Below are 19,216 nucleotides of genomic sequence, written 5' to 3'. Positions count from 1 at the left end.
TAAAAATAATTTATAGCGGTACTATAAATTTATTTATCAAAAAATAGTAAATGTTGTGAATCAAACGTAAATAAAACTGTCGCGCCTAATGCAGGCGGGTTTTGTGTAGTTTGAACGAATAATTTCGTCTGTTGCCAATCCAACTGCAAAATGCTATTGCCACCATAATAACGTACTTCTGTGACAATTCCAGTTTCAACAGGATCGGACTGGTTGCTTTCTTTGTGTTTTTCTTCACGAATGTGGATATGCTCACTACGGATTGCGGCTAGTTTGTCTTTCTCCTGTAAAAATTGTTGCTGTAAGGCAGGCGGTAAATTAGTAAAAGAGAACATATTAATCGCAGGCCGACCAATAAATTCGGCCACAAAGCGGTTTTTTGGTTTTTCATAAACTGCTTGAGGCGTGCCGATTTGTTGAATCACGCCGTCATTTAACACGATAATGCGATCAGCCAAAGACATGGCTTCTTCTTGGGAATGGGTGACAAATAATGTTGTCGCCTGTAATTTTTTATGCGTGGTTAAAATTAAATCCCCGACTTGATCCCGCAATTTGGCATCTAAGTTTGATAAAGGTTCATCCATTAAAAATAATTTGGGATCGCGGACGATCGCGCGGGCTAGTGAAACTCGTTGCCGTTGACCACCGGATAAGTTTTTCGGTAAAACATCTAGGACTTCTGTTAAACCAAGTTCTTTTGTAACCCAATCCAATTTTTCCTGACGTTCTTTTTTAGCAGTTTTACGGATTTTCATTCCAAAGGTAATATTTTGTGCCACCGTCATATGGGGAAACAAAGCGTATTCTTGAAAAACAAGCGCCATATCCCGATCTTTTGGGGCATCTTTAGTGATATTTCGATCTGCTAAAATAACGCTACCAGTTGTCGGTGCTTCAAAACCTGTCAAAATATTTAAAAGCGTCGACTTGCCACTGCCACTAGGACCAACGATTGCGATAAATTCACCTTTTTCTACCGTTAAAGAAAAATCTTGTAACGCATTTTTCTTTTTGCCAGGATAGTGTTTGCTAATATCTTGTAAAGATAAATAACTCATTTATAAACCTCCAGCGTCCTTAAATTCGCCTCACCAAGCTTACACTTTTTTTGGTTTTACGTCAAAACCATTTGTGATAAAAATCATTTAAATATAATGTAAAAAAACGTGCATTAGATTAAAAGTCGGCCCAAAAATTGACTACTTTTTTCTAGCTGTTTTCCATGTTAAGATGAATAGACAAAAAAGGCCTGAAAAGAACTTAGCAGTGAGAAGAGGATAGTACGTGGATGTTTTAACCCAATTATTAAAAGAAAAGTTTGGTTACGAAAGTTTTCGTCCGGGTCAATTAGAGTTGATTCAAAAAGTGTTGCGTAATGAAAATGTTTTAGGCATTATGCCAACCGGTGGCGGAAAGTCGATTTGTTATCAATTACCGGCATTATTATTAGACGGTTTAACTTTAGTGGTCTCACCGTTAATTTCTTTAATGAAAGATCAAGTGGATGCATTAAATGAAATGGGTATTGCAGCTACTTTTGTTAATAGTAGTTTATCTCAAGCAGAAGTAAGTATGCGCTTAAAAGATGCAGCCATTGGTAAGTATAAATTAGTTTATGTCGCGCCAGAACGGTTTGAAATGTTTTCGTTTAAGCAACTTTTACAGCAAGAAAAAATTAGTTTAATTGCTGTGGATGAAGCCCATTGTATCTCGCAATGGGGCCATGATTTTCGGCCAAGTTATTTGCAATTGGCCCAAGAAATCAAAGCGTTACCCAAACGACCAGCTGTGATTGCCTTAACGGCGACTGCAACCCCTCAAGTTGCCAAAGATATTGAAAACAGTTTGGAAATTCCGGTTAATAATAAAGTCCAAACCGGTTTTGCACGGGAAAATTTAGCTTTTCAAGTTGTAAAAGATGGCAAAGATAGTTATTTATTAGAATATTTGCGGGTCAATCAGCAACAAGCAGGCATTATTTATGCCAGCACCAGAAAAGAAGTTGAGCGCTTATACCATCTTTTAAAAAGTAAAAAAATTGAAGTTGGCTATTATCATGGCGGTTTAACCGAAGCACAACGTTCAGCAGCGCAAGAAGCTTTTTTGTTTGATGAAATTAAAGTGATGGTGGCAACGAACGCGTTTGGAATGGGGATTAATAAAAGTAACGTTCGCTTTGTCATCCATGCTCAAACGCCAGGAAACATTGAATCTTACTATCAAGAAGCCGGTAGAGCAGGGCGCGATGGACTACCGAGTGAATCCATTTTGATGTATGCACCGCAAGATTTACAAGTACAGCAATTTTTTATTGATAATTCTGAGATGGAATTAGACTACAAGCAAAAAGAGTATTTAAAACTACGGGAAATGAGTCAGTATGCTCATACAGAAATGTGTTTGCAACGCTACATTTTGCGCTATTTTGGAGAAGATGGCCCTGATTGTGGGCGTTGTAGTAATTGCTTAGATGAAAGAGAAGTTGAAGAAATCACATTAGATGCCCAAAAAGTGCTGTCTTGTGTTAAGCGCATGGGAGAACGGTTTGGCAAAGCCCTGATCAGCAAAGTTTTAACAGGTTCAAAAGATCAAAAAATTAGCCAATGGCATTTTGAAAAGTTATCAACTTACGGCTTAATGAAAGACTGGAGTCAAAAAGATGTTAGCCAGTTAATTGATTTTTTGACAGCAGCAGGTTATTTAATTCCTACCGAAGGACAATTTCCTTTATTGAAAATTTCAAACAGTGGTAAAAAAGTCTTGCTGGGACAACAAAAAGTGATGCGGAAAGCTCAAGTAGTGAAAAAATTGGCACCGGATAATGAATTGTTTGAAAAACTGCGCCAGTTGCGCTTGGAACTGGCAACGAAACAAAATTTACCGCCTTATGTCATTTTTTCTGATAAAACGTTGTATGAACTAGCTGAGATTCAGCCACAAACGACCTTAGAAATGTTGCAAATTAAAGGGGTAGGGGAAAATAAATTACAAAAATATGGCGCAGCATTCTTAGAGCTCTTACAAAAATAGCTGCTTACGTCTGCCGATTAAATTTCATAAAAGCGTTATGCTCTTGTAAAACTTTTGAAAATAAGGTTTCTGAAGGACAACAAATTTTATTCCTTGTGAATAGCATATAACCTTTTTCTTACAAAAAAATCCGCTGATAACTACACGATGATGTGTTTTGTCAGCGGATTTTTTATTTTTATACTTAGAAGTGAAACGATGCCAAAGTTGTTGCTCTAATCTTCAGCGTCAAATTTTACTGCGACATTGCCTTTAATGGCTTTAGTATAAGGACAGATATTTTCGGTTTCGGTCATATATTTTACGGTATCTTCTTTACTTAAGCCTTCAATTTTTCCAATTAAAACAACTTCCAAATGTAATGTCGTGAAATCTGGTAAATCCCCAAGTAAGCTGACTTCAGCTCGAATCTCTCTTTTTTTATCCCCTAGGCCATCTCGTTCTAGCGGAAATTGCATGGCACCATTAAAACAAGCGGCAAGACCTGCGGCAAATAATTCTTCAGGGTTGGTGTACCCCTCTTTTTTTACGCCAGTTGTTAAGACATCTAAAGAACCTGTGACAGACTTACTTTCACCTTCGCGACCACCGGTATTAATCACTGTTGAAGTTGACATTTTTTTCATCTGTTTTCCTTCCTTTCAAAAACAACGCTGACACTGCATCTGACAAAACGATTTTTATTACCTTTAAATTAACCGTATCACGATTCAAAATAAAAACAAAATGAAGTGCTTTACGATAAATGTTGCAAATACAATAAAAATATTTTAAGATACAACTACCAATAAAAATTAGTGAATGAGGGATTAGATGACCGAAATTTTACGTGATTTAGGCAAAATTGCCCGTGCATTAGATTCGATTGCCAATATTGAATTTAAGGAATTTTCTTTGACCCGCGGGCAGTATCTTTATTTGGTCCGTATTTATGAAAATCCTGGTATTATTCAAGAAAAGTTAGCAGAATTGATTAAAGTGGACCGCACTACCGCTGCTCGTGCGATTGCTAAGTTAGAAAAAAATGGTCTGATTGAAAAGCAAATCCAAGCCGATAATAAAAAAAATAAATCACTTTTTGTCACAAACAAAGGGGCCAAGCTTGCGCCAATTATTCAAGCGGAAAATAAATATTCCAATGACGTTGCGCTAAAAGGTTTCAGTGAACCTGAAAGACAACAATTAGCTGCCTATCTAGCACGGGTGGAAGAAAATGTTGCCACAGATTGGGATCTGGTGAAAAAAGGAGGCGTGCGTCCATATGGCAGTGAAGATTGAAATGGTGAAACAAACAGAAGTAAAAAAGTTAAAGGCCATCAGTGAAATAGCCTTTACAGAAACTTTTGCTAAAGACAATACGCCAGCAGATTTGGCTGCTTTTTTAGCACAAAATTACAACTACGCCCAATTGGAAAAAGAACTCGCCAATCAAAACTCTTTTTTCTATTTTATTTACCAGCAAAATGAGTTAGCGGGCTATTTAAAATTGAATATTAATGAAGCGCAAAGTGAAGCAGGTGTAAACGATGCTTTAGAAATTGAACGCATCTACATCTTGGCGGCCTTTAAGCGGCAAGGCTTAGGGCAAGAGCTGATTGCTTTTGCTGAAAAAGTAGCTCAAGCTCAAAATAAACGCCAGCTTTGGTTAGGCGTATGGGAATATAATCTGCCGGCGATTACTTTTTATAAAAAAATGGGCTTTGTTAAAACGGGTGAACACATTTTTACTCTTGGTAGTGATGACCAAACAGATTGGATAATGACTAAAAGAATAAACGACAAAAACAGTGGAGGTCTTTAAAATGAAAAAAATAAAAGTTGATGAAAATTTTTGGAAACTTTTTCCAGATGCCAAGTTATTTATTGTTACAGCGAGTGGTCTTAATAATCATATCAATGAAGCCCAAGAGGCATATTTTGCAGATTTATTAGCCAAAGGTAAAAAAGAAGCGCAAAAATTTTTGACAGCTGAAACGTTTAGTCAAAATGAAGTTATCCAAGAATGGCGCCAAGCTTTTAGCCAATTTAAAACAAAAAAAGGTGCCCGTTCTTCGATTGAAGCGTTATTAAAAAGAGCCAGCCAAGATCGCATCTTTCATCCGATTAATCCGCTGGTAGATATTTACAATAGTATCTCATTAAAATATGGGGTTCCATGTGGTGGCGAAGACATTGATACGATTGCAGGCGATCTCCATTTAGGAAAAGCCAAAGGTGGCGAAAGCTTTCAACCTCTAGGAGCAGATGAAGATGCACCGGCTTTACCCGATGAAATAATTTATTATGATGAAAAAGGAGCAGTGTGTCGTTGTTTTAACTGGCGGGAAGCTAAACGGACAATGTTACAAGAAACGACAACCTCTGCTGTTTTAGTTATTGAAGCCATTAATGATAAACAAGCTCAGCGCGCCCATGCCGCAATGCTTGAATTACAACAATTAATAGAAACTTATTTCGAAGTGAAAACATCCAGTGGCATTTTAACGAAACCAAAACCGGAGCAGAAATTATAAGTAGTGAACTGCAAAAACGAAAAAAGCGGGCTTTATCAGTTTAATAAGTGCTGTACAAAGGAGGTGTGAGAAAAGCCTGATCACACTTCCTTTTTTTGCATCAATGAAATGACAAGAGTAACTTTTCGGGGAATAAATATGCCTGCTCCGCTTTTCTACTAAGTGGGTTTTACCTGTTCATGTTTCTACGACAAATTAAGTAAGTAGAAATTGGCAGAAATTAGCGGAAACATTGCGCCAATTTTCACCTTATTGTGTGGGAGTGAAACAGATTCATTCTATTTTTTAGGGTTGTTTTACTTTCTTTTCAATTTTACTAACGGCTATCTGGTTCAAGTATGAAATAATAACTAAAATTTCGTTGTTTTTTTCTCGTTGGGGATAACAAAATAAGATAGAAAAAATTGTGAAAAAAGTACTTACCCTATTGCTTCACTCTTTGCCTTATAAAATTAAATGAGAAAAAAATAAGAAAATCTCTCATTAAACTTTATAAACTTATTGTTATAAAAAATGCTAAAATTAGCAGTGCAGGTAAAAATAAAAAAGGGAGGATTTCCCATGATTGAAGTTATCGATCTGAAAAAAGTATTCGATAATGGTTTTGAAGCGTTAAAGTCTGTAAATTTCACGATTGAAAAAGGTGACCTAGTTTGTCTTTTAGGTCCAAGTGGTTGCGGTAAATCAACTATTTTAAATTTGATTGCCGGTTTATTAAGTCCAACTGCTGGCGATATCCGCTTTGCTGGTAACTCTGTGGTTAAGACCGAACCCAAAGATCGGAATATTGGTTTTGTTTTTCAAAACTATGCACTCTATCCCCACATGACTGTTTTTGAAAACGTAATGTTTCCTTTAACGGTTGGGGATAAAAAAATGCCTAAAAATGAAGCGATGAAAATTGCGGAAAAATATATGGCGCTAACCAATATTGAAGAGTTAAAAAATAAAAAGCCCGGTACATTATCCGGTGGGCAACAACAACGGGTAGCCATTACGCGAGCACTCGTACAAAACCCTGAAGTTTTGTTATTAGATGAGCCGTTATCTAATCTAGATGCGCGTTTACGTTTAAAGATTCGCGAAGAGATTCGCCGCTTAGTGAAGGAAGTGGGGATTACCACGATTTTTGTTACCCATGACCAAGAAGAAGCGTTGTCGATTTCAGACAAAATTATTTTATTAAACGAAGGTGTCATTCAACAAAACGATGATCCCCAAAACCTTTACTTAGAACCAAATAACTTGTTTGTGGCGAAATTTATCGGAAACCCGATCATTAATATTTTGCCAGTGGAAGTAAAAGACGGCATGATGCATCACGATGCCTTTAGCGTTCCGGTTGAACGTTTTATGGTAGCTCGCTTTAAAGAAAATATGCCAGATGGTAATTACTTTATCGGGATTCGCCCAGAAGATGTTTTACCAGTTGAAGGTGCTGGCGCTTTTCAAACAGTCATCTCTGGCGTGGAATTAATTGGCCGTGAACGTATTTTAAACTTTGATATTGATACCCATCACTTAAAATCGATTGTCAGCATCGAAGAAGATATTCAAGAAGGAGCGCAGCTGACATTTGATTTTGCTTACCAAAAAGCTTTTATCTTTAAAGAAGATGGGACGCGGATTTACTAATGTTTAAGAAAAATCATTACAATCCGGAAAATCAACCAAAAGCATGGCTCTTCCTTCTGCCATCTTTAGTTGTCATTATGATTTTTAGTATCTATCCGTTATTTCGTTCGTTGTTTATGAGTTTCCAAAAAGGAACGCTGATTAACCAAGAATATGCGGGTATTGAAAACTATCAAAAAGTTTTAAGTGATCCAGTCTTTTTTAAAGCGTTAAAAAATACAGCTCTTTACGCTTTTACGGTAGTGCCGATTGCGTTAATTATTGGACTGGCGATTGCTTGGATTATTTTTGAAAAAGTAAAGCATAAAAGTTTTTTTGAAACGTTATTTTTCATGCCTTATGTAACCAGTACGATTGCCATCGGGATTGTGTTTCGTTACTTCTTTAATGGCTCTTACGGGATTATTAATTTCTTACTAGGCAAAGTAGGTATCGCACCGATTAATTGGTTGGATAATGTAGACATGAGCATGACGACCTTAATTATTTTTGGGGTTTGGACGAGTTTGGCGTTTAATATCATTATTTTACTAGCGGGCTTACGCAATATCGATCCAGAGCATTATAAAATTGCCAAAATGTTTGGCGCAAAAGACGGTGAAATTTTCCGCCGTATTACGTTGCCACAGTTGGTTCCAACGATTGCCTTTTTATTAACGGTAAATATTATTGGCGCTTTTAAAGTGTACACGCAAGTCTATGCCTTGTTTGCAGGCCAACCAGGGATTGCCAAAAGTGCGACAACCGCAGTGTATTATATCTATGACAAATTCCACATTGCCGGACGTCCTGGAATTGCCATGGCAGCGACTGTGATTTTGTTCTTAGTTATTTTATTCTGTACTTTTATTCAACGCCAAATCATGAAGAGAGTGGGGGATTAGCGTGAAAAAACTAGTAACAATTATTGCTTTAGTCTTTTTAGTGGTGCTAGGGATTATCACCTTGTTCCCATTTATCTATATGGTTTTAGCCGGTTTAATGACTTATAGTGAAGCGACAAGTATTCCACCAACTATTATGCCGGAAAAATTCCAATGGGCGAACTATGCGGCCGTCTTTTCCAAAGCGCCGTTTTTACAGTACTTTATTAATACTGTCTTCGTTTCTTTGGTGACCACGATTGCGACTTTAATTACTTCTGTTTCAGCTTCATTTGCTTTAACGAGTTTAGAGTTTAAATTTAAAGGTTTAGTTGTCGGAATTATGGTGTCATTACTAATGGTACCGTATGAATCGATTATTTTTACCAACTACAATACAATCGCCAAAATGGGCTTATTAAATAGCTACATGGCATTAATTATTCCCTTTTTAACAAGTATCTTCTATATTTATTATTTAAATAGTTATTTAAAAGGAATTTCCAGTACCTTTTATAAAGCTGCTAAAATCGATGGTGCTTCTGACTTGGAATATATTTGGCGTATCTTAGTACCAATGTCACGACCAGCGTTAGTCACTGTGGGGATTTTGACTTTCATCTCCAGTTGGAATTCATTTTTATGGCCTTTACTTGTTACCAACGAGAAAAAATACCGTTTGTTAAATAACGGTTTAGCTGCTTTTACGACTGAAAGTGGTAGCGACGTGCACTTGCAAATGGCTGCAGCGACATTGACAGTAATTCCCATCTTAATTATTTATTTGATCTTTAGAAAAGAAATTATTCGAGGAGTGGCAAAAAATGGTATCAAAGGGTAAAACCAACATCACTTTTCATAGTGGTATTTTGACCATCGGCGGTACCATTATTGAAGTCAGTTATGAAGATGCGCATATTTTCTTTGATTTTGGGACCGAATATCGCCCGGAATTGGGGCTAAAAGATGATGATTTAAGTACATTGTTAAAAAATCGTCTCATCCCAGAATTAAAAGGTGTCTATGATCCGCGGTTAAATTACACTTACCACGGGGAAGATGAACAAGAATATAGTCAAACGGCTGTCTTTTTATCCCATGCGCATTTGGATCATTCCAAAATGATTAATTATTTGGATCCGCAAATTCCGTTATACACGTTAAAAGAAACGGCAAAAATTTTGCGTAGTTTAAATCGTAACGGTGATTTTTTAATTCCTTCCCCTTTTGAAGCAACGAATTTTACCCGTGAAATGATTGGCTTAGAAGCCCATGACGTGGTAGAAGTGGGGCAAATTAAAGTGGAACTTGTACCAGTTGATCACGATGCTTATGGCGCGTGTGCATTATTGATTCATACACCAGATGCGTTTTTGACTTACACTGGTGATTTGCGTTTACACGGATATGACCGCCAGTATACGCTAGATTTTTGTCAACAAGCCAAGCATACAGATCTTCTAATGATGGAAGGCGTTAGTATCAGCTTTGATGAAAGAGATTCTGAAGAAGTTAAAGTCTTCAGTGAAGCGGATTTAATTGCACAACTGGTGGCAAAAATTAACGAAAATCCTCAGCGACAATTAACGTTTAATGGTTATCCCGCTAATGTGAAGCGCTTTGAACAAATCATTAAACAATCGCCGCGAAAAGTCGTCTTAGAAGCCAATATGGCAGCTTTAATGCAGGATATCTTTAATATCGCAGTTCCGTATTATTATCCTTTAAATACCGAACATAAAATTGCGGACTTAGATGAAAAACTAGAAATTTCTTATGAAGAATTGCTGGCTGACAACCATAAATATTTATGGCAAGCAGTCGCAAATTTTGAAAAATTACAAAGCGGCGGCATGTATTTTCATATGGACGCCCAACCTTTGGGAGATTTTGATCCCAAATATCAAGTCTTCTTGGATTTATTAGCCTTGAAGAAAGTGGAATTTGTCCGTCTTGCTTGTTCCGGACATGCCTTTCCACAAGATCTCGATGCGATTATTTCAATGATCGAGCCTAAAATTTTGGTTCCAATCCATACGTTAAAACCAGAAAAACTGGAAAATCCGTATGGTAAAAGAATACTTCCCACCCGTGGGGAAAAAATCACTGAGTTCAAAGGAGAGTAAGAAATGAAGTTCAAAAAATTGGGTACAGCAGTATTGGCAACCGCCGCAGTTTTTGCATTAGCAGCTTGTGGCAATGATTCAAAAGAAAGTTCTAATGGCGACAGCGACAAAATCGTTACATCCATCGACAAAGACACCACTGTTACATTTTGGCATGCGATGAATGGAGCGCAAGAAGAAGCGTTAACGAAGATTACTGAAGATTTTATGAAAGAAAATCCTAAAATCAAAATTGAATTACAAAACCAATCACAATACCCAGACTTACAAGCAAAAATCAACTCAACACTACCTTCTCCAAAGGATTTACCAACAATCAGCCAAGCATATCCAGGCTGGTTATGGAATGCAGCACAAGATGATATGTTAGTAGATTTAAAACCTTACATGGATAATAAAACAATTGGTTGGGGCGACCAAGAAGAAATTCGCAAACCATTATTAGAAGGTGCGCAAATTGAAGGCAAACAATACGGTATTCCATTTAATAAATCAACTGAAGCTTTAGTTTACAACGCTGATTTATTGAAAGAATATGGTGTTGCAGTTCCTAAAACATTAGAAGAATTAAAAGAAGCTTCGAAAACAATTTATGAAAAATCAAATCATGAAGTTGTCGGTGCGGGCTTTGACTCTTTAAACAACTACTATGTTATTGGCATGGAAAATAAAGGGGAAGAATTCACCAAAGATTTAAAATTTGATTCTGAAAAATCAAAAGAAGTAATTGATTACTATTTAGATGGCGTAAAAGACGGTTACTTCCGCATTGCCGGTTCAGACAAATATTTATCTGGCCCATTTGCAAACGGTAAAGTAGCAATGTTCATTGGTTCAATTGCCGGTGAAGGTTACGTTAAAAAAGATACAGAAGGTAAATTTGAATACGGTGTGGCACCACGTCCGGAAAAAATTAACTTACAACAAGGTACAGACATTTACATGTTCAACAGCGCTACAGCAGAACAAAAATCTGCAGCTTTCATGTACTTGAAATACTTGTCTTCACCAGACGTGCAATTATATTGGGCTGAACAAACAGGTTACATGCCAGTATTACAATCTGTTCTAGAAAGTGAAGAATACAAAAAATCACCAAATACAAAAGTACCAGCAATTTTAGAAGAAGCAACAAAAGACTTATTCTCTATTCCAGTTAAAGAAAATGCTGATCCTGCCTACAATGAAGTACGGGCAATCATGGAAAACATTTTGTCTAACCCAAATAAAGATACAAACAAATTAATTAAAGATTCTGTCCCACAATTACAAGATGCTTGGAATCAATAATTTGATGTAAAAAATCTCCTCTATCCCAAAAGGTAGAGGAGATTTTTTTATCTAAAAAGACAGACAAATAAATTAGATTGGATTGGCCAAATTTTTTAGGGAAAAATTTGTCAAAAATCAAATCTATTCGTGGTTTATGGTATGATGACAAAGGAAATTGTTTTAAATTCTATTACAATGTGAGTGTTGTTATTAGCGTTTAAAATCAGGAAAGGAACGAGAAAAATGCAATTAACTATTTTAGCAACGAGTGATATGCACGGCTATATTCAACCAACCAATTATGCGGAAAAAGGTGCTGATTTACCATTTGGTACCGCCAAAGTCGCGACCAAAATGCAAGAATTAACCGCCCAAGCAGATGGACCAGTTATTAAAATTGAAAATGGCGATTTTATTCAAGGATCTCCTTTAAGTTATTATGCTGCCAAGCAAAAACAAGATCCAGCTGAAATTACCAAAGTCATTAATCATATGGGCTATGATGTTGGCTTACTGGGTAATCATGAATTTAATTATGGTCTGCCTTATTTAGAAAAAGCAATTAAAAGTTATCAACATCCGATTTTAGCAGCCAATGTTTTAGGGAAAGATGGCCAACCTTATTTTGGTGAACCTTACGTTATTTTGGAAAAAGAAGGTGTTAAAATCGCTGTTTTAGGTGTGGTTACACAATATATCCCTCATTGGGAGCAACCAGCAACTGTTAAAGACCTAACTTTTAAAAGCTTAGTTGCAACCGCTAAAGAATACGTGCCAAAATTACGGGAGTTAGCTGATGTAGTGATTGTTTCTTACCATGGCGGTTTTGAAAAAGACCTGACAACTGGAGAAGCAACAGAAATGTTAACCGGAGAAAATGAAGGCTATGAATTATTGCAAACTGTCAGTGGTATTGACGCCTTTGTAACCGGACATCAACATCGTGAAATTGCGACTGTTATTAACGGTGTTCCAGTTATTCAACCAGGTTTTCGCGGAAATTATATCGGTAAAATTACGCTTGAGTTAAATCAAACTGGCAATACTTGGCAAGTAAGTAATCCAACTGCTGAAATTGTCGCGACAAAAGATGCAAAGGCTGATTTAGAAGTTGTGGGTTTGATTCAAGAGTTAGACAATGAATTAGAAAATTGGTTGGATCAACCGGTGGGAAAAGTGGAAGGCGACATGCACATCATCGATCCGATGGCTGCCCGCATTCACGAACATCCATATATTGAATTTATCAATCGCGTCCAAATGTGGGCTAGTGGTGCTAAAATTTCCGGCACAGCTTTATTTAACAATGAAGGTAAAGGGTTTGGTGAAATTATTACCATGCGCGATGTCATCACCAATTATATTTATCCCAATACACTAGCTGTTTTAAAAATTACAGGTGCAGATTTAAAAGCTGCCTTGGAGCAAACCGCAAATTATTTAGTGTTAAAAGATGGTCAAATCGTCTTTAATCCGCAATTTATCGATCCAAAACCACAATATTACAATTACGATATGTATGAAGGTATTGACTATGCGATTGATTTGAGCAAACCTTATGGCGAAAAAATCACGAAGCTCCAATTTGAAGGATCAGATATTTTACCTGATCAAGAATTAGAAGTTGTCATGAATCAATATCGTGCGGTTGGTGGCGGAAATTACGCTATGTTTAGCGCAGATAAAATCATCAAAGAAATTCCACGGGACATGACAGAAGTAATCGCGGAATACTTGCAAGCCCATCCAGTCTTAAAAGCTGAAGTAAATCATAACTTCAGTGTGAAATAAGTATAAAAACCACGAGTTTTGTTTTTTACCCTATGTAGATAGGGTAAAAATGACAAGGCTCGTGTTTTTTTGTTTGAAATCCATCACAATTAAGAAATTTTGTCTGATTTAAAAGAGCTACCCGAACTCTTTCACTTTTCCTATTTGTCTAGCTTTTTGGACAAACTCTTGGCGTCAATCAGCTAAAATCTTAAGAAATTTGAAAAACAATTTATAAAGATTTCAGCTGATTGCTAAAGAGTTGAACGAGTTCAAAAAGCTTTCCTATTTTGTCTAGTTTCAGATGCCAACTCTTTGAGAAAAATTCAAAAACTAGCTACTGGTCCAGAACACCAGTAGACGAGTTTCTGAGATTTTTTAAAAGAGCTGCCCGGCCTCTGCCACTTTTCTATTACCCTCGAGTACAAATGTTTGCTTACTTTTAATAAGCGATGTAAAATGAGCATGTAAATTACAAGAGAGAAGGAAAGTCTTATGTATCATACAAGCAATGAAGAACATCCTATTGATATTGTTAATATTGCCTCTTTAGAAGGCCGCGTTAAAGAACGTATGGAAGCTGGCGCGTTTGGTTACATTCGTGGTGGTTCTGAAGATGAATGGACAATGAAAGAAAATACTACTTCATTTATGAATAAAAAAATTATGCCCCGCATTTTACAAGGAATTGATCATGCTGATTTATCAACTAAATTATGGGACATTGAACTTAAAACACCGATTATTCAAGCTCCTTCTGCAGCACAAGGTTTAGCTCATGAAAAAGGTGAAGCAGATACAGCTAAAGGTGTTGCCGCTGCGGGTTCAATTTTTTCCATTAGTACTTATGCCAACACTACAATCGAAGATGCTGCCGCTGCTGCACCAGATGCACCGCAATTTTTCCAATTATATATGAGTAAAGATGACGGTTTTAACGAATTTATTTTGGATAAAGCTGTTAAAGCCGGTGCCAAAGCAATTATTTTAACTGCCGATTCGACATTAGGTGGTTACCGTGAAGAAGACGTAATTAATCAATTCCAATTTCCACTACCAATGCCTAACTTAGCTGCTTATTCTGCTCAAAGCGCTAGTGGTGATGGTGAAGGCAAAGGAATCGCTGAAATTTACGCTGCTGCCAAACAAGGTTTAGTTCCAGAAGACATCAAAAAAATTAAAGACTTAACGCATTTACCTGTTTTTGTTAAAGGAATTCAATCACCAGAAGACGCTGATCTTGCAATTAAAGCTGGTGCAGATGGGATTTGGGTTTCTAATCATGGTGGTCGTCAATTAGATGGTGGTCCAGCTTCTTTTGAAGTTTTACCAGCAATTGCAGAAGTTGTCGACAAACGGGTGCCAATCGTCTTTGATTCTGGCGTACGCCGTGGTGAACATGTATTTAAAGCTTTAGCTAGTGGTGCTGACTTAGTTGCTATTGGTCGCCCAGTTATTTACGGATTGAACTTAGGTGGCGCAGAAGGCGTGAAATCTGTCTTTGATCACTTAAACAAAGAGTTATCCATTACGATGCAATTGGCTGGAACAAAAACAATTGCGGATGTAAAGAAAACAAAATTAATTGATTAATTTTCAATTATTAAGAGTCTGACGGTTAAAGTCAGGCTCTTTTTTGCACAAAAAAATTTTACTCTGCTCTGTTAGTGGCAATTCCTCTTAAAAACAGGTAACATAAAATTAACTGATATTTTAAAGCCGAGGAGGAAAGAAGATGAAAAAATTAATCTTAATGACCATTTTAGGTAGTAGCTTACTTTTAGCCGCTTGTCAGCAAAATAGCGAAAATCAAAATGGGAATACAGCTCAGACAACTAATACAACTACAACCACCACAACAGCCACTACAACAAGTGAAACAAGTTCAAAGGTTACTGATCAAAATGGGATTGCAGTCCCAAAAGCAGAATTATTTGATGAAACGATAACAAAATTTCAGTCCGCTCATACAGAGGCAGTTATCACAAGTTTTAAATGGGAAGCCCAAGGACCAAATGGACAAGTTGAGATTGAAGGAAAAGATAGTAGTCAAGAATATCAGATGATTTTTGACGCCAGTGGTAAATTACTGGGAGATACGAGTGAAGTGAACGACGATAAAAATTGGCAAGAAGATGAAGTGAAAACTGATGCTGTTATTTCATTGTTAGATGCGATTGAAAAAGCCCAAGCTGATACTGAAGGATCTGTTACTTCAGCAGAATTAGAAAAAGACGATGGTGTTACAAAATGGGAAGTCAAGCTACTCCACACCAATCAAGAGATTGAATTAACTTTAGATGCCCAAGGTGGCAAAATTTTAAATAAAGATGTTGACGATTAAGTAAAAAAACAATGTTTAGCATAGTAATGTTAAGCATTGTTTTTTTAATGATAAAACCTAATAAGAATGCGGGTTTAAACTAAATTGCCATAATTTTTGCAAATATTTGTTATAATACGTAAAAAAGGGGGGAGTCCGTTGCCAATTATGCGAAAAAAACGGTTAATGCAAGTGGAAAATCAAGTTGTGTTACCGTTAAGTGAAGAATTTTTAGTCAAGAACAATTTGAAAGCAGATAGTATCGTAAAAATAGATGAAACTTTATTAGCTCAGGCATTGACGGTACTTTCCAAAGAAGATATCTTAGAAGATGTTTTGGCTAAAGTAATGAATCAATACGATGAAGAAAAAGAGGAAAATAATCATGAAAATTAGAGTGGCAACGCCTAATGACTACGACGAAATTTATCAGGTAGTTAAAGAGGCTTTTAAAACAGCGCAAGTTTCAGACGGAAACGAACAGGATTTTGTGGTTGCCTTACGCCAAAAAGAAACATTTATTCCCGAATTAGAACTTGTAGCGGTAGCCGATGAAAAAATTGTCGGTCATGTTATGTTAAGTGAGCAAGAAGTTAAAGCAAAAGACGGTGTGCGTAACTTTTTACTTTTAGCTCCGTTAAGTGTCTCTTTTGATTACCGCAATCAAGGGATTGGCGGTGCCTTAATGGAAGCAGCTTTTAAAAAAGCTGTGGCAATGGAACATCATGCTGTCTTCTTAGTGGGAAATCCAGATTATTATGCCCGCTATGGTTTCCGCCAAATTGCTACTTTTGGTATGAAAAACAAAAGTGATATTCCGGATCAATTTATTTTAGGTCAAGAATTAATTTCTGGTGTATTAGAAGACCTTGAAGGTGAATTGGAAATTAAAGAATAAGGAAGTGGTTAAAATGCCCAAAACTAGAATTGAGGCATTTACAGATGCGGTAATTGCGATTGTTATGACTATTTTGGTTTTAGAATTACATGAGCCAAATGGCAGTACATGGCGAGCTTTTACCGGAGTAGAACATCAATTTGCTATTTATTTAATCAGTTTTATTTCATTAGCGGTTTATTGGAATAATCATCATCATCTATTTAATATTGTCAAAAAAGTTGACGGTTGGGTATTATGGGCCAATAATTTATTTATTTTAATGATGACACTCTTTCCTTTTGCTACCGCTTGGATTGGGGATTATCCTGTTGAATTGGCACCGCAGTTATTATATGGGGCAATAATTTTTGGTACGGACTTAGCCTATTGCCTTTTAGGTTATACGTTAGTGCGAGTTAATGGAAAAAATTCGCCGGTGGGAAAACTTTTTGCCCATTATCCTAAGATGAGGCTGACACTTATCTTAAATGTGATTGCTTTATTAGCCGGTTGGTTGATTCATCCTATGAGTGTGTTAGTGGTCAATGCGTTAATGTTAATCATGTGGTTTATTCCAGAGAAAAAGATTGAACATCTAAGTTCAAACGAAAGAAAGTGATTTTATGTTTGAAATTTTTGCTGAATTAAATTTACATGTCACAGAAATGCCAGTGGAATTAGAAGAAAATCGTCCGGTTTATCGTGGCTTTTTACGAGAGTTACCACAAATTGCGGGGCAAGGACACTCTCGCCAAGCGTTATATCGTGAATTGGCTGAAAAATATGCCGCCTATCGCCAACGTTTAGAAGAACAAAGCAGTGAAGAGGCGCAAACAACCTCGCTACTAAGTGCAGAGCAGCTACTAAAATATTATGATGGTGAAACTTTTGATGGCTTTTCTTTTGGAGAAAAAGAATAATTTTTTTGCACCAGTAAACAAGAAAAAATCAAAGCACTTAAACTAGTCAGAATGCTTGACCCTTTTAATAAAAATAGGTACAATATCTTTTGTGAATATTTTCAAATCGTACAGATAACACGTCCTTTGACGTGTCGAGAGAGAGGCGGTTTCTATTTCGATAGAAACTGCTTCTCTTTTTTTAGGCCTAAAGTTACTTGAAGTAAATAAAATGAGGCAATTAATGCAATGATGTAAACTTTTAGCGAGTAACGTCTTTTGCCTAAGTTTTTGTACGGGATGAAAAACAAGGAGGAATTTGATGGAGAAAAAAATTCACTTATTATTAGCCGTATTGGCAACTGGTATGATGTCATTTGCGGGGGTTTTAATTGAAACGGCGATGAATGTCACTTTTCCTACTTTGATTAGTGAGTTTGGGATTACGACAGGTCAGGTTCAATGGGTGACAACAATTTATCTTTTAGTTATTGCTATTATTGTGCCTTTTTCAACGTATTTATTGAAAAATTTTCAAATTCGGACGTTGTTTTTGGCTTCTAATCTTTTATTTATGACAGGATTATTAATTGATTTTTGGTCACCAAGTTTTTTGATTTTGTTATTAGGACGCCTGTTGCAAGGGATTAGTACAGGAATTGCACTACCGTTAATGTTTCATATTATTTTAACTTATACACCGATTGATAGACGTGGCGCTATGATTGGGATTGGAAATTTAACAACTTCCATCGCACCAGCAATTGGGCCAACCTATGGGGGTGTATTGACTTCTGCTTTAACGTGGCACTATATTTTTCTATTTTTAGTACCGGTATTGTTCCTTTCGCTAGGATTAGGACTATATGCGATTCCAAACATGGCTGTAAAAAAAGGTGGCAAGTTGGACATTCCAAGTATGGCGGGGATTGTTTTAATGTTCAGTGGCTTTTTATTATTCTTAAATCAAGTAGGAACACTTGTGAGTGTGATTCCACTTGTTGTGGGACTAGCAGGTTTAGGTCTCTTTTATCATCGTTCGACTAGTGTCAAAGATCCGTTAATTCGCCTAACTGTTTTAAAAAATAAAGGGTTCCGCTTATTTTTATTAGGCTTTTTAGTTTGCCAATTTTTATTGCTGGGAATTTCTTTTGTCTTACCAAATTTTGTTCAAATTGTGATGGGAAAAGACGCTTTTATCGCAGGATTAGTCATGTTACCGGGGGCTGCAGTCGGTGCTATTTTGGCGCCTATTTCAGGTCGAGTGTTGGATAATCACGGCGCGAAAAAACCAATTTTATTTGGCCTAAGTCTGGTTACGATTGGTTGGCTAGCTTTAACATTACTGTTACAAGCACCTATTTTATTCGGTTTTGTGGCCGCCCACGTCTTTTACATGATTGGGATTGGTTTTTCGTATAGTAATATGATGACTACAGGAATGAGCCAAATTCCAACAGAAATGTTTGCCGATGGTAATGCCATTTTCAACACGTTGCAACAATTTTCTGGCGCTGTAGCCACTGCGATTGTGGCGACTATTATTAATTTGGCCCAAAAAAGTCAGTCTAATTATGAAGCCGGGACAGTATTTGGCTCACAAATAGCATTATTGTTCTTATTTGTTTTAGTACTGCTGGTATTAATTAGTTGTGTACGCTACTTTAAGGTTAAACAAAATTAAAAAAACTGACACAAGTTGCACTGAATTTTCAGTTGGCAGTTTGTGTCAGTTTTTTAGTTGATAATGGAGATATTTGATTATCATAAGCAATTGGGTGAATTTGCTCGGATTAAAAAAGAGTTACCCACTGTCTTTAGCTTTTCTTTTGATCCAGCACACAAACGAACTCTTGGCGACATTAAGTCGAAATGCTAAGAAATTTGAGGAGCAATTTCGTA

Annotated in this window: 19 protein-coding genes; 17 read left to right on the top strand and 2 right to left on the bottom strand. The window is 36.7% G+C overall.

Annotated elements, in window-relative coordinates:
* Nucleotides 1-29 precede the first annotated feature (29 nt).
* Complete coding sequence (locus tag RU96_RS03315; protein ID WP_071864127.1) at nt 30-1,061, bottom strand: ABC transporter ATP-binding protein; 1,032 nt, start codon at nt 1,059-1,061, stop codon at nt 30-32.
* A 226-nt stretch (nt 1,062-1,287) separates the two neighbouring features.
* Here RU96_RS03315 and recQ point away from each other — a divergent pair, with 226 nt between their 5' ends.
* A complete protein-coding gene (gene recQ / locus RU96_RS03310; protein ID WP_071864126.1) occupies nt 1,288-3,033 on the top strand; it encodes a DNA helicase RecQ in 1,746 nt (581 codons plus the stop codon).
* A gap of 215 nt (nt 3,034-3,248) precedes the next feature.
* Here the strand turns inward: recQ and RU96_RS03305 are convergent, their stop codons facing one another.
* Nucleotides 3,249-3,659: an Ohr family peroxiredoxin gene (locus RU96_RS03305; protein ID WP_071864125.1), complete on the bottom strand. Its 411-nt coding sequence runs from the start codon at nt 3,657-3,659 to the stop codon at nt 3,249-3,251.
* A gap of 187 nt (nt 3,660-3,846) precedes the next feature.
* Here RU96_RS03305 and RU96_RS03300 point away from each other — a divergent pair, with 187 nt between their 5' ends.
* The 16 genes from RU96_RS03300 (at nt 3,847) to RU96_RS03225 (ending at nt 18,998) form a co-directional block, all read left to right on the top strand.
* Nucleotides 3,847-4,311 carry a MarR family winged helix-turn-helix transcriptional regulator gene (locus RU96_RS03300; RefSeq protein WP_071864124.1) on the top strand — a complete coding sequence of 155 codons (465 nt, stop codon included), beginning with the start codon at nt 3,847-3,849 and terminating at the stop codon, nt 4,309-4,311.
* Nucleotides 4,295-4,834 carry a GNAT family N-acetyltransferase gene (locus RU96_RS03295; protein ID WP_071864123.1) on the top strand — a complete coding sequence of 180 codons (540 nt, stop codon included), beginning with the start codon at nt 4,295-4,297 and terminating at the stop codon, nt 4,832-4,834. Before RU96_RS03300 ends, RU96_RS03295 begins: the two co-directional genes overlap by 17 nt.
* A gap of 1 nt (nt 4,835) precedes the next feature.
* Nucleotides 4,836-5,546, top strand: coding sequence for a B3/B4 domain-containing protein (locus tag RU96_RS03290; RefSeq protein ID WP_071864122.1), 711 nt, complete (start codon nt 4,836-4,838; stop codon nt 5,544-5,546).
* 561 nt (nt 5,547-6,107) lie between these two features.
* Nucleotides 6,108-7,181: an ABC transporter ATP-binding protein gene (locus RU96_RS03285; protein ID WP_071864121.1), complete on the top strand. Its 1,074-nt coding sequence runs from the start codon at nt 6,108-6,110 to the stop codon at nt 7,179-7,181.
* Nucleotides 7,181-8,065 carry a carbohydrate ABC transporter permease gene (locus RU96_RS03280; RefSeq protein ID WP_071864120.1) on the top strand — a complete coding sequence of 295 codons (885 nt, stop codon included), beginning with the start codon at nt 7,181-7,183 and terminating at the stop codon, nt 8,063-8,065. Before RU96_RS03285 ends, RU96_RS03280 begins: the two co-directional genes overlap by 1 nt.
* Nucleotide 8,066: 1 nt before the next feature.
* A complete protein-coding gene (locus RU96_RS03275) occupies nt 8,067-8,885 on the top strand; it encodes a carbohydrate ABC transporter permease (RefSeq protein WP_071864119.1) in 819 nt (272 codons plus the stop codon).
* Nucleotides 8,869-10,170, top strand: coding sequence for an MBL fold metallo-hydrolase (locus tag RU96_RS03270; RefSeq protein WP_071864118.1), 1,302 nt, complete (start codon nt 8,869-8,871; stop codon nt 10,168-10,170). Before RU96_RS03275 ends, RU96_RS03270 begins: the two co-directional genes overlap by 17 nt.
* A gap of 3 nt (nt 10,171-10,173) precedes the next feature.
* Nucleotides 10,174-11,460 carry an ABC transporter substrate-binding protein gene (locus RU96_RS03265; RefSeq protein ID WP_071864117.1) on the top strand — a complete coding sequence of 429 codons (1,287 nt, stop codon included), beginning with the start codon at nt 10,174-10,176 and terminating at the stop codon, nt 11,458-11,460.
* Nucleotides 11,461-11,685: 225 nt separating this feature from the next.
* Complete coding sequence (locus RU96_RS03260) at nt 11,686-13,233, top strand: bifunctional metallophosphatase/5'-nucleotidase (RefSeq protein ID WP_071864116.1); 1,548 nt, start codon at nt 11,686-11,688, stop codon at nt 13,231-13,233.
* Nucleotides 13,234-13,707: 474 nt separating this feature from the next.
* Nucleotides 13,708-14,805, top strand: a complete 1,098-nt coding sequence (locus tag RU96_RS03255; RefSeq protein ID WP_071864115.1) for a lactate oxidase — start codon at nt 13,708-13,710, stop codon at nt 14,803-14,805.
* Between the two features lie 142 nt (nt 14,806-14,947).
* On the top strand, nt 14,948-15,556 hold the full coding sequence (locus RU96_RS03250; protein ID WP_071864114.1) for a PepSY domain-containing protein: 609 nt from the start codon (nt 14,948-14,950) through the stop codon (nt 15,554-15,556).
* Nucleotides 15,557-15,703: 147 nt separating this feature from the next.
* Nucleotides 15,704-15,931, top strand: a complete 228-nt coding sequence (locus RU96_RS03245; protein ID WP_245812993.1) for a hypothetical protein — start codon at nt 15,704-15,706, stop codon at nt 15,929-15,931.
* Nucleotides 15,921-16,433: a GNAT family N-acetyltransferase gene (locus RU96_RS03240; protein WP_071864112.1), complete on the top strand. Its 513-nt coding sequence runs from the start codon at nt 15,921-15,923 to the stop codon at nt 16,431-16,433. The genes RU96_RS03245 and RU96_RS03240 overlap by 11 nt, the downstream gene beginning before the upstream one ends.
* 13 nt (nt 16,434-16,446) lie before the next feature.
* Entirely contained in the window at nt 16,447-17,034 is a 588-nt protein-coding gene (locus RU96_RS03235; protein ID WP_071864111.1) for a TMEM175 family protein, read from the top strand.
* A 4-nt stretch (nt 17,035-17,038) separates the two neighbouring features.
* Nucleotides 17,039-17,335, top strand: a complete 297-nt coding sequence (locus RU96_RS03230) for a hypothetical protein (protein WP_071864110.1) — start codon at nt 17,039-17,041, stop codon at nt 17,333-17,335.
* Between the two features lie 301 nt (nt 17,336-17,636).
* Nucleotides 17,637-18,998, top strand: a complete 1,362-nt coding sequence (locus RU96_RS03225; protein ID WP_071864109.1) for an MFS transporter — start codon at nt 17,637-17,639, stop codon at nt 18,996-18,998.
* The last annotated feature ends 218 nt before the right edge of the window (nt 18,999-19,216 follow it).

Source organism: Enterococcus canintestini (assembly GCF_001885735.1).
In the GTDB taxonomy this organism is placed as follows: Bacteria; Bacillota; Bacilli; order Lactobacillales; family Enterococcaceae; genus Enterococcus_C; species Enterococcus_C canintestini.
Note: the sequence above shows the minus strand (reverse complement) of the source record. Positions and strands in the feature narration are given on the sequence as shown.

What these genes read in the sequence shown, in the direction of transcription:
- RU96_RS03240 (WP_071864112.1), top strand. Translation starts at nt 15,921, where the DNA reads ATGAAAATTAGAGTGGCAACGCCTAATGACTACGACGAAATTTATCAG.
- RU96_RS03315 (WP_071864127.1), bottom strand. Translation starts at nt 1,061, where the DNA reads ATGAGTTATTTATCTTTACAAGATATTAGCAAACACTATCCTGGCAAA.
- RU96_RS03265 (WP_071864117.1), top strand. Translation starts at nt 10,174, where the DNA reads ATGAAGTTCAAAAAATTGGGTACAGCAGTATTGGCAACCGCCGCAGTT.
- RU96_RS03270 (WP_071864118.1), top strand. Translation starts at nt 8,869, where the DNA reads ATGGTATCAAAGGGTAAAACCAACATCACTTTTCATAGTGGTATTTTG.
- RU96_RS03290 (WP_071864122.1), top strand. Translation starts at nt 4,836, where the DNA reads ATGAAAAAAATAAAAGTTGATGAAAATTTTTGGAAACTTTTTCCAGAT.
- RU96_RS03285 (WP_071864121.1), top strand. Translation starts at nt 6,108, where the DNA reads ATGATTGAAGTTATCGATCTGAAAAAAGTATTCGATAATGGTTTTGAA.
- RU96_RS03260 (WP_071864116.1), top strand. Translation starts at nt 11,686, where the DNA reads ATGCAATTAACTATTTTAGCAACGAGTGATATGCACGGCTATATTCAA.
- RU96_RS03255 (WP_071864115.1), top strand. Translation starts at nt 13,708, where the DNA reads ATGTATCATACAAGCAATGAAGAACATCCTATTGATATTGTTAATATT.
- RU96_RS03250 (WP_071864114.1), top strand. Translation starts at nt 14,948, where the DNA reads ATGAAAAAATTAATCTTAATGACCATTTTAGGTAGTAGCTTACTTTTA.
- RU96_RS03245 (WP_245812993.1), top strand. Translation starts at nt 15,704, where the DNA reads ATGCGAAAAAAACGGTTAATGCAAGTGGAAAATCAAGTTGTGTTACCG.
- RU96_RS03280 (WP_071864120.1), top strand. Translation starts at nt 7,181, where the DNA reads ATGTTTAAGAAAAATCATTACAATCCGGAAAATCAACCAAAAGCATGG.
- RU96_RS03305 (WP_071864125.1), bottom strand. Translation starts at nt 3,659, where the DNA reads ATGAAAAAAATGTCAACTTCAACAGTGATTAATACCGGTGGTCGCGAA.
- RU96_RS03235 (WP_071864111.1), top strand. Translation starts at nt 16,447, where the DNA reads ATGCCCAAAACTAGAATTGAGGCATTTACAGATGCGGTAATTGCGATT.
- RU96_RS03300 (WP_071864124.1), top strand. Translation starts at nt 3,847, where the DNA reads ATGACCGAAATTTTACGTGATTTAGGCAAAATTGCCCGTGCATTAGAT.
- RU96_RS03295 (WP_071864123.1), top strand. Translation starts at nt 4,295, where the DNA reads ATGGCAGTGAAGATTGAAATGGTGAAACAAACAGAAGTAAAAAAGTTA.
- RU96_RS03230 (WP_071864110.1), top strand. Translation starts at nt 17,039, where the DNA reads ATGTTTGAAATTTTTGCTGAATTAAATTTACATGTCACAGAAATGCCA.
- RU96_RS03225 (WP_071864109.1), top strand. Translation starts at nt 17,637, where the DNA reads ATGGAGAAAAAAATTCACTTATTATTAGCCGTATTGGCAACTGGTATG.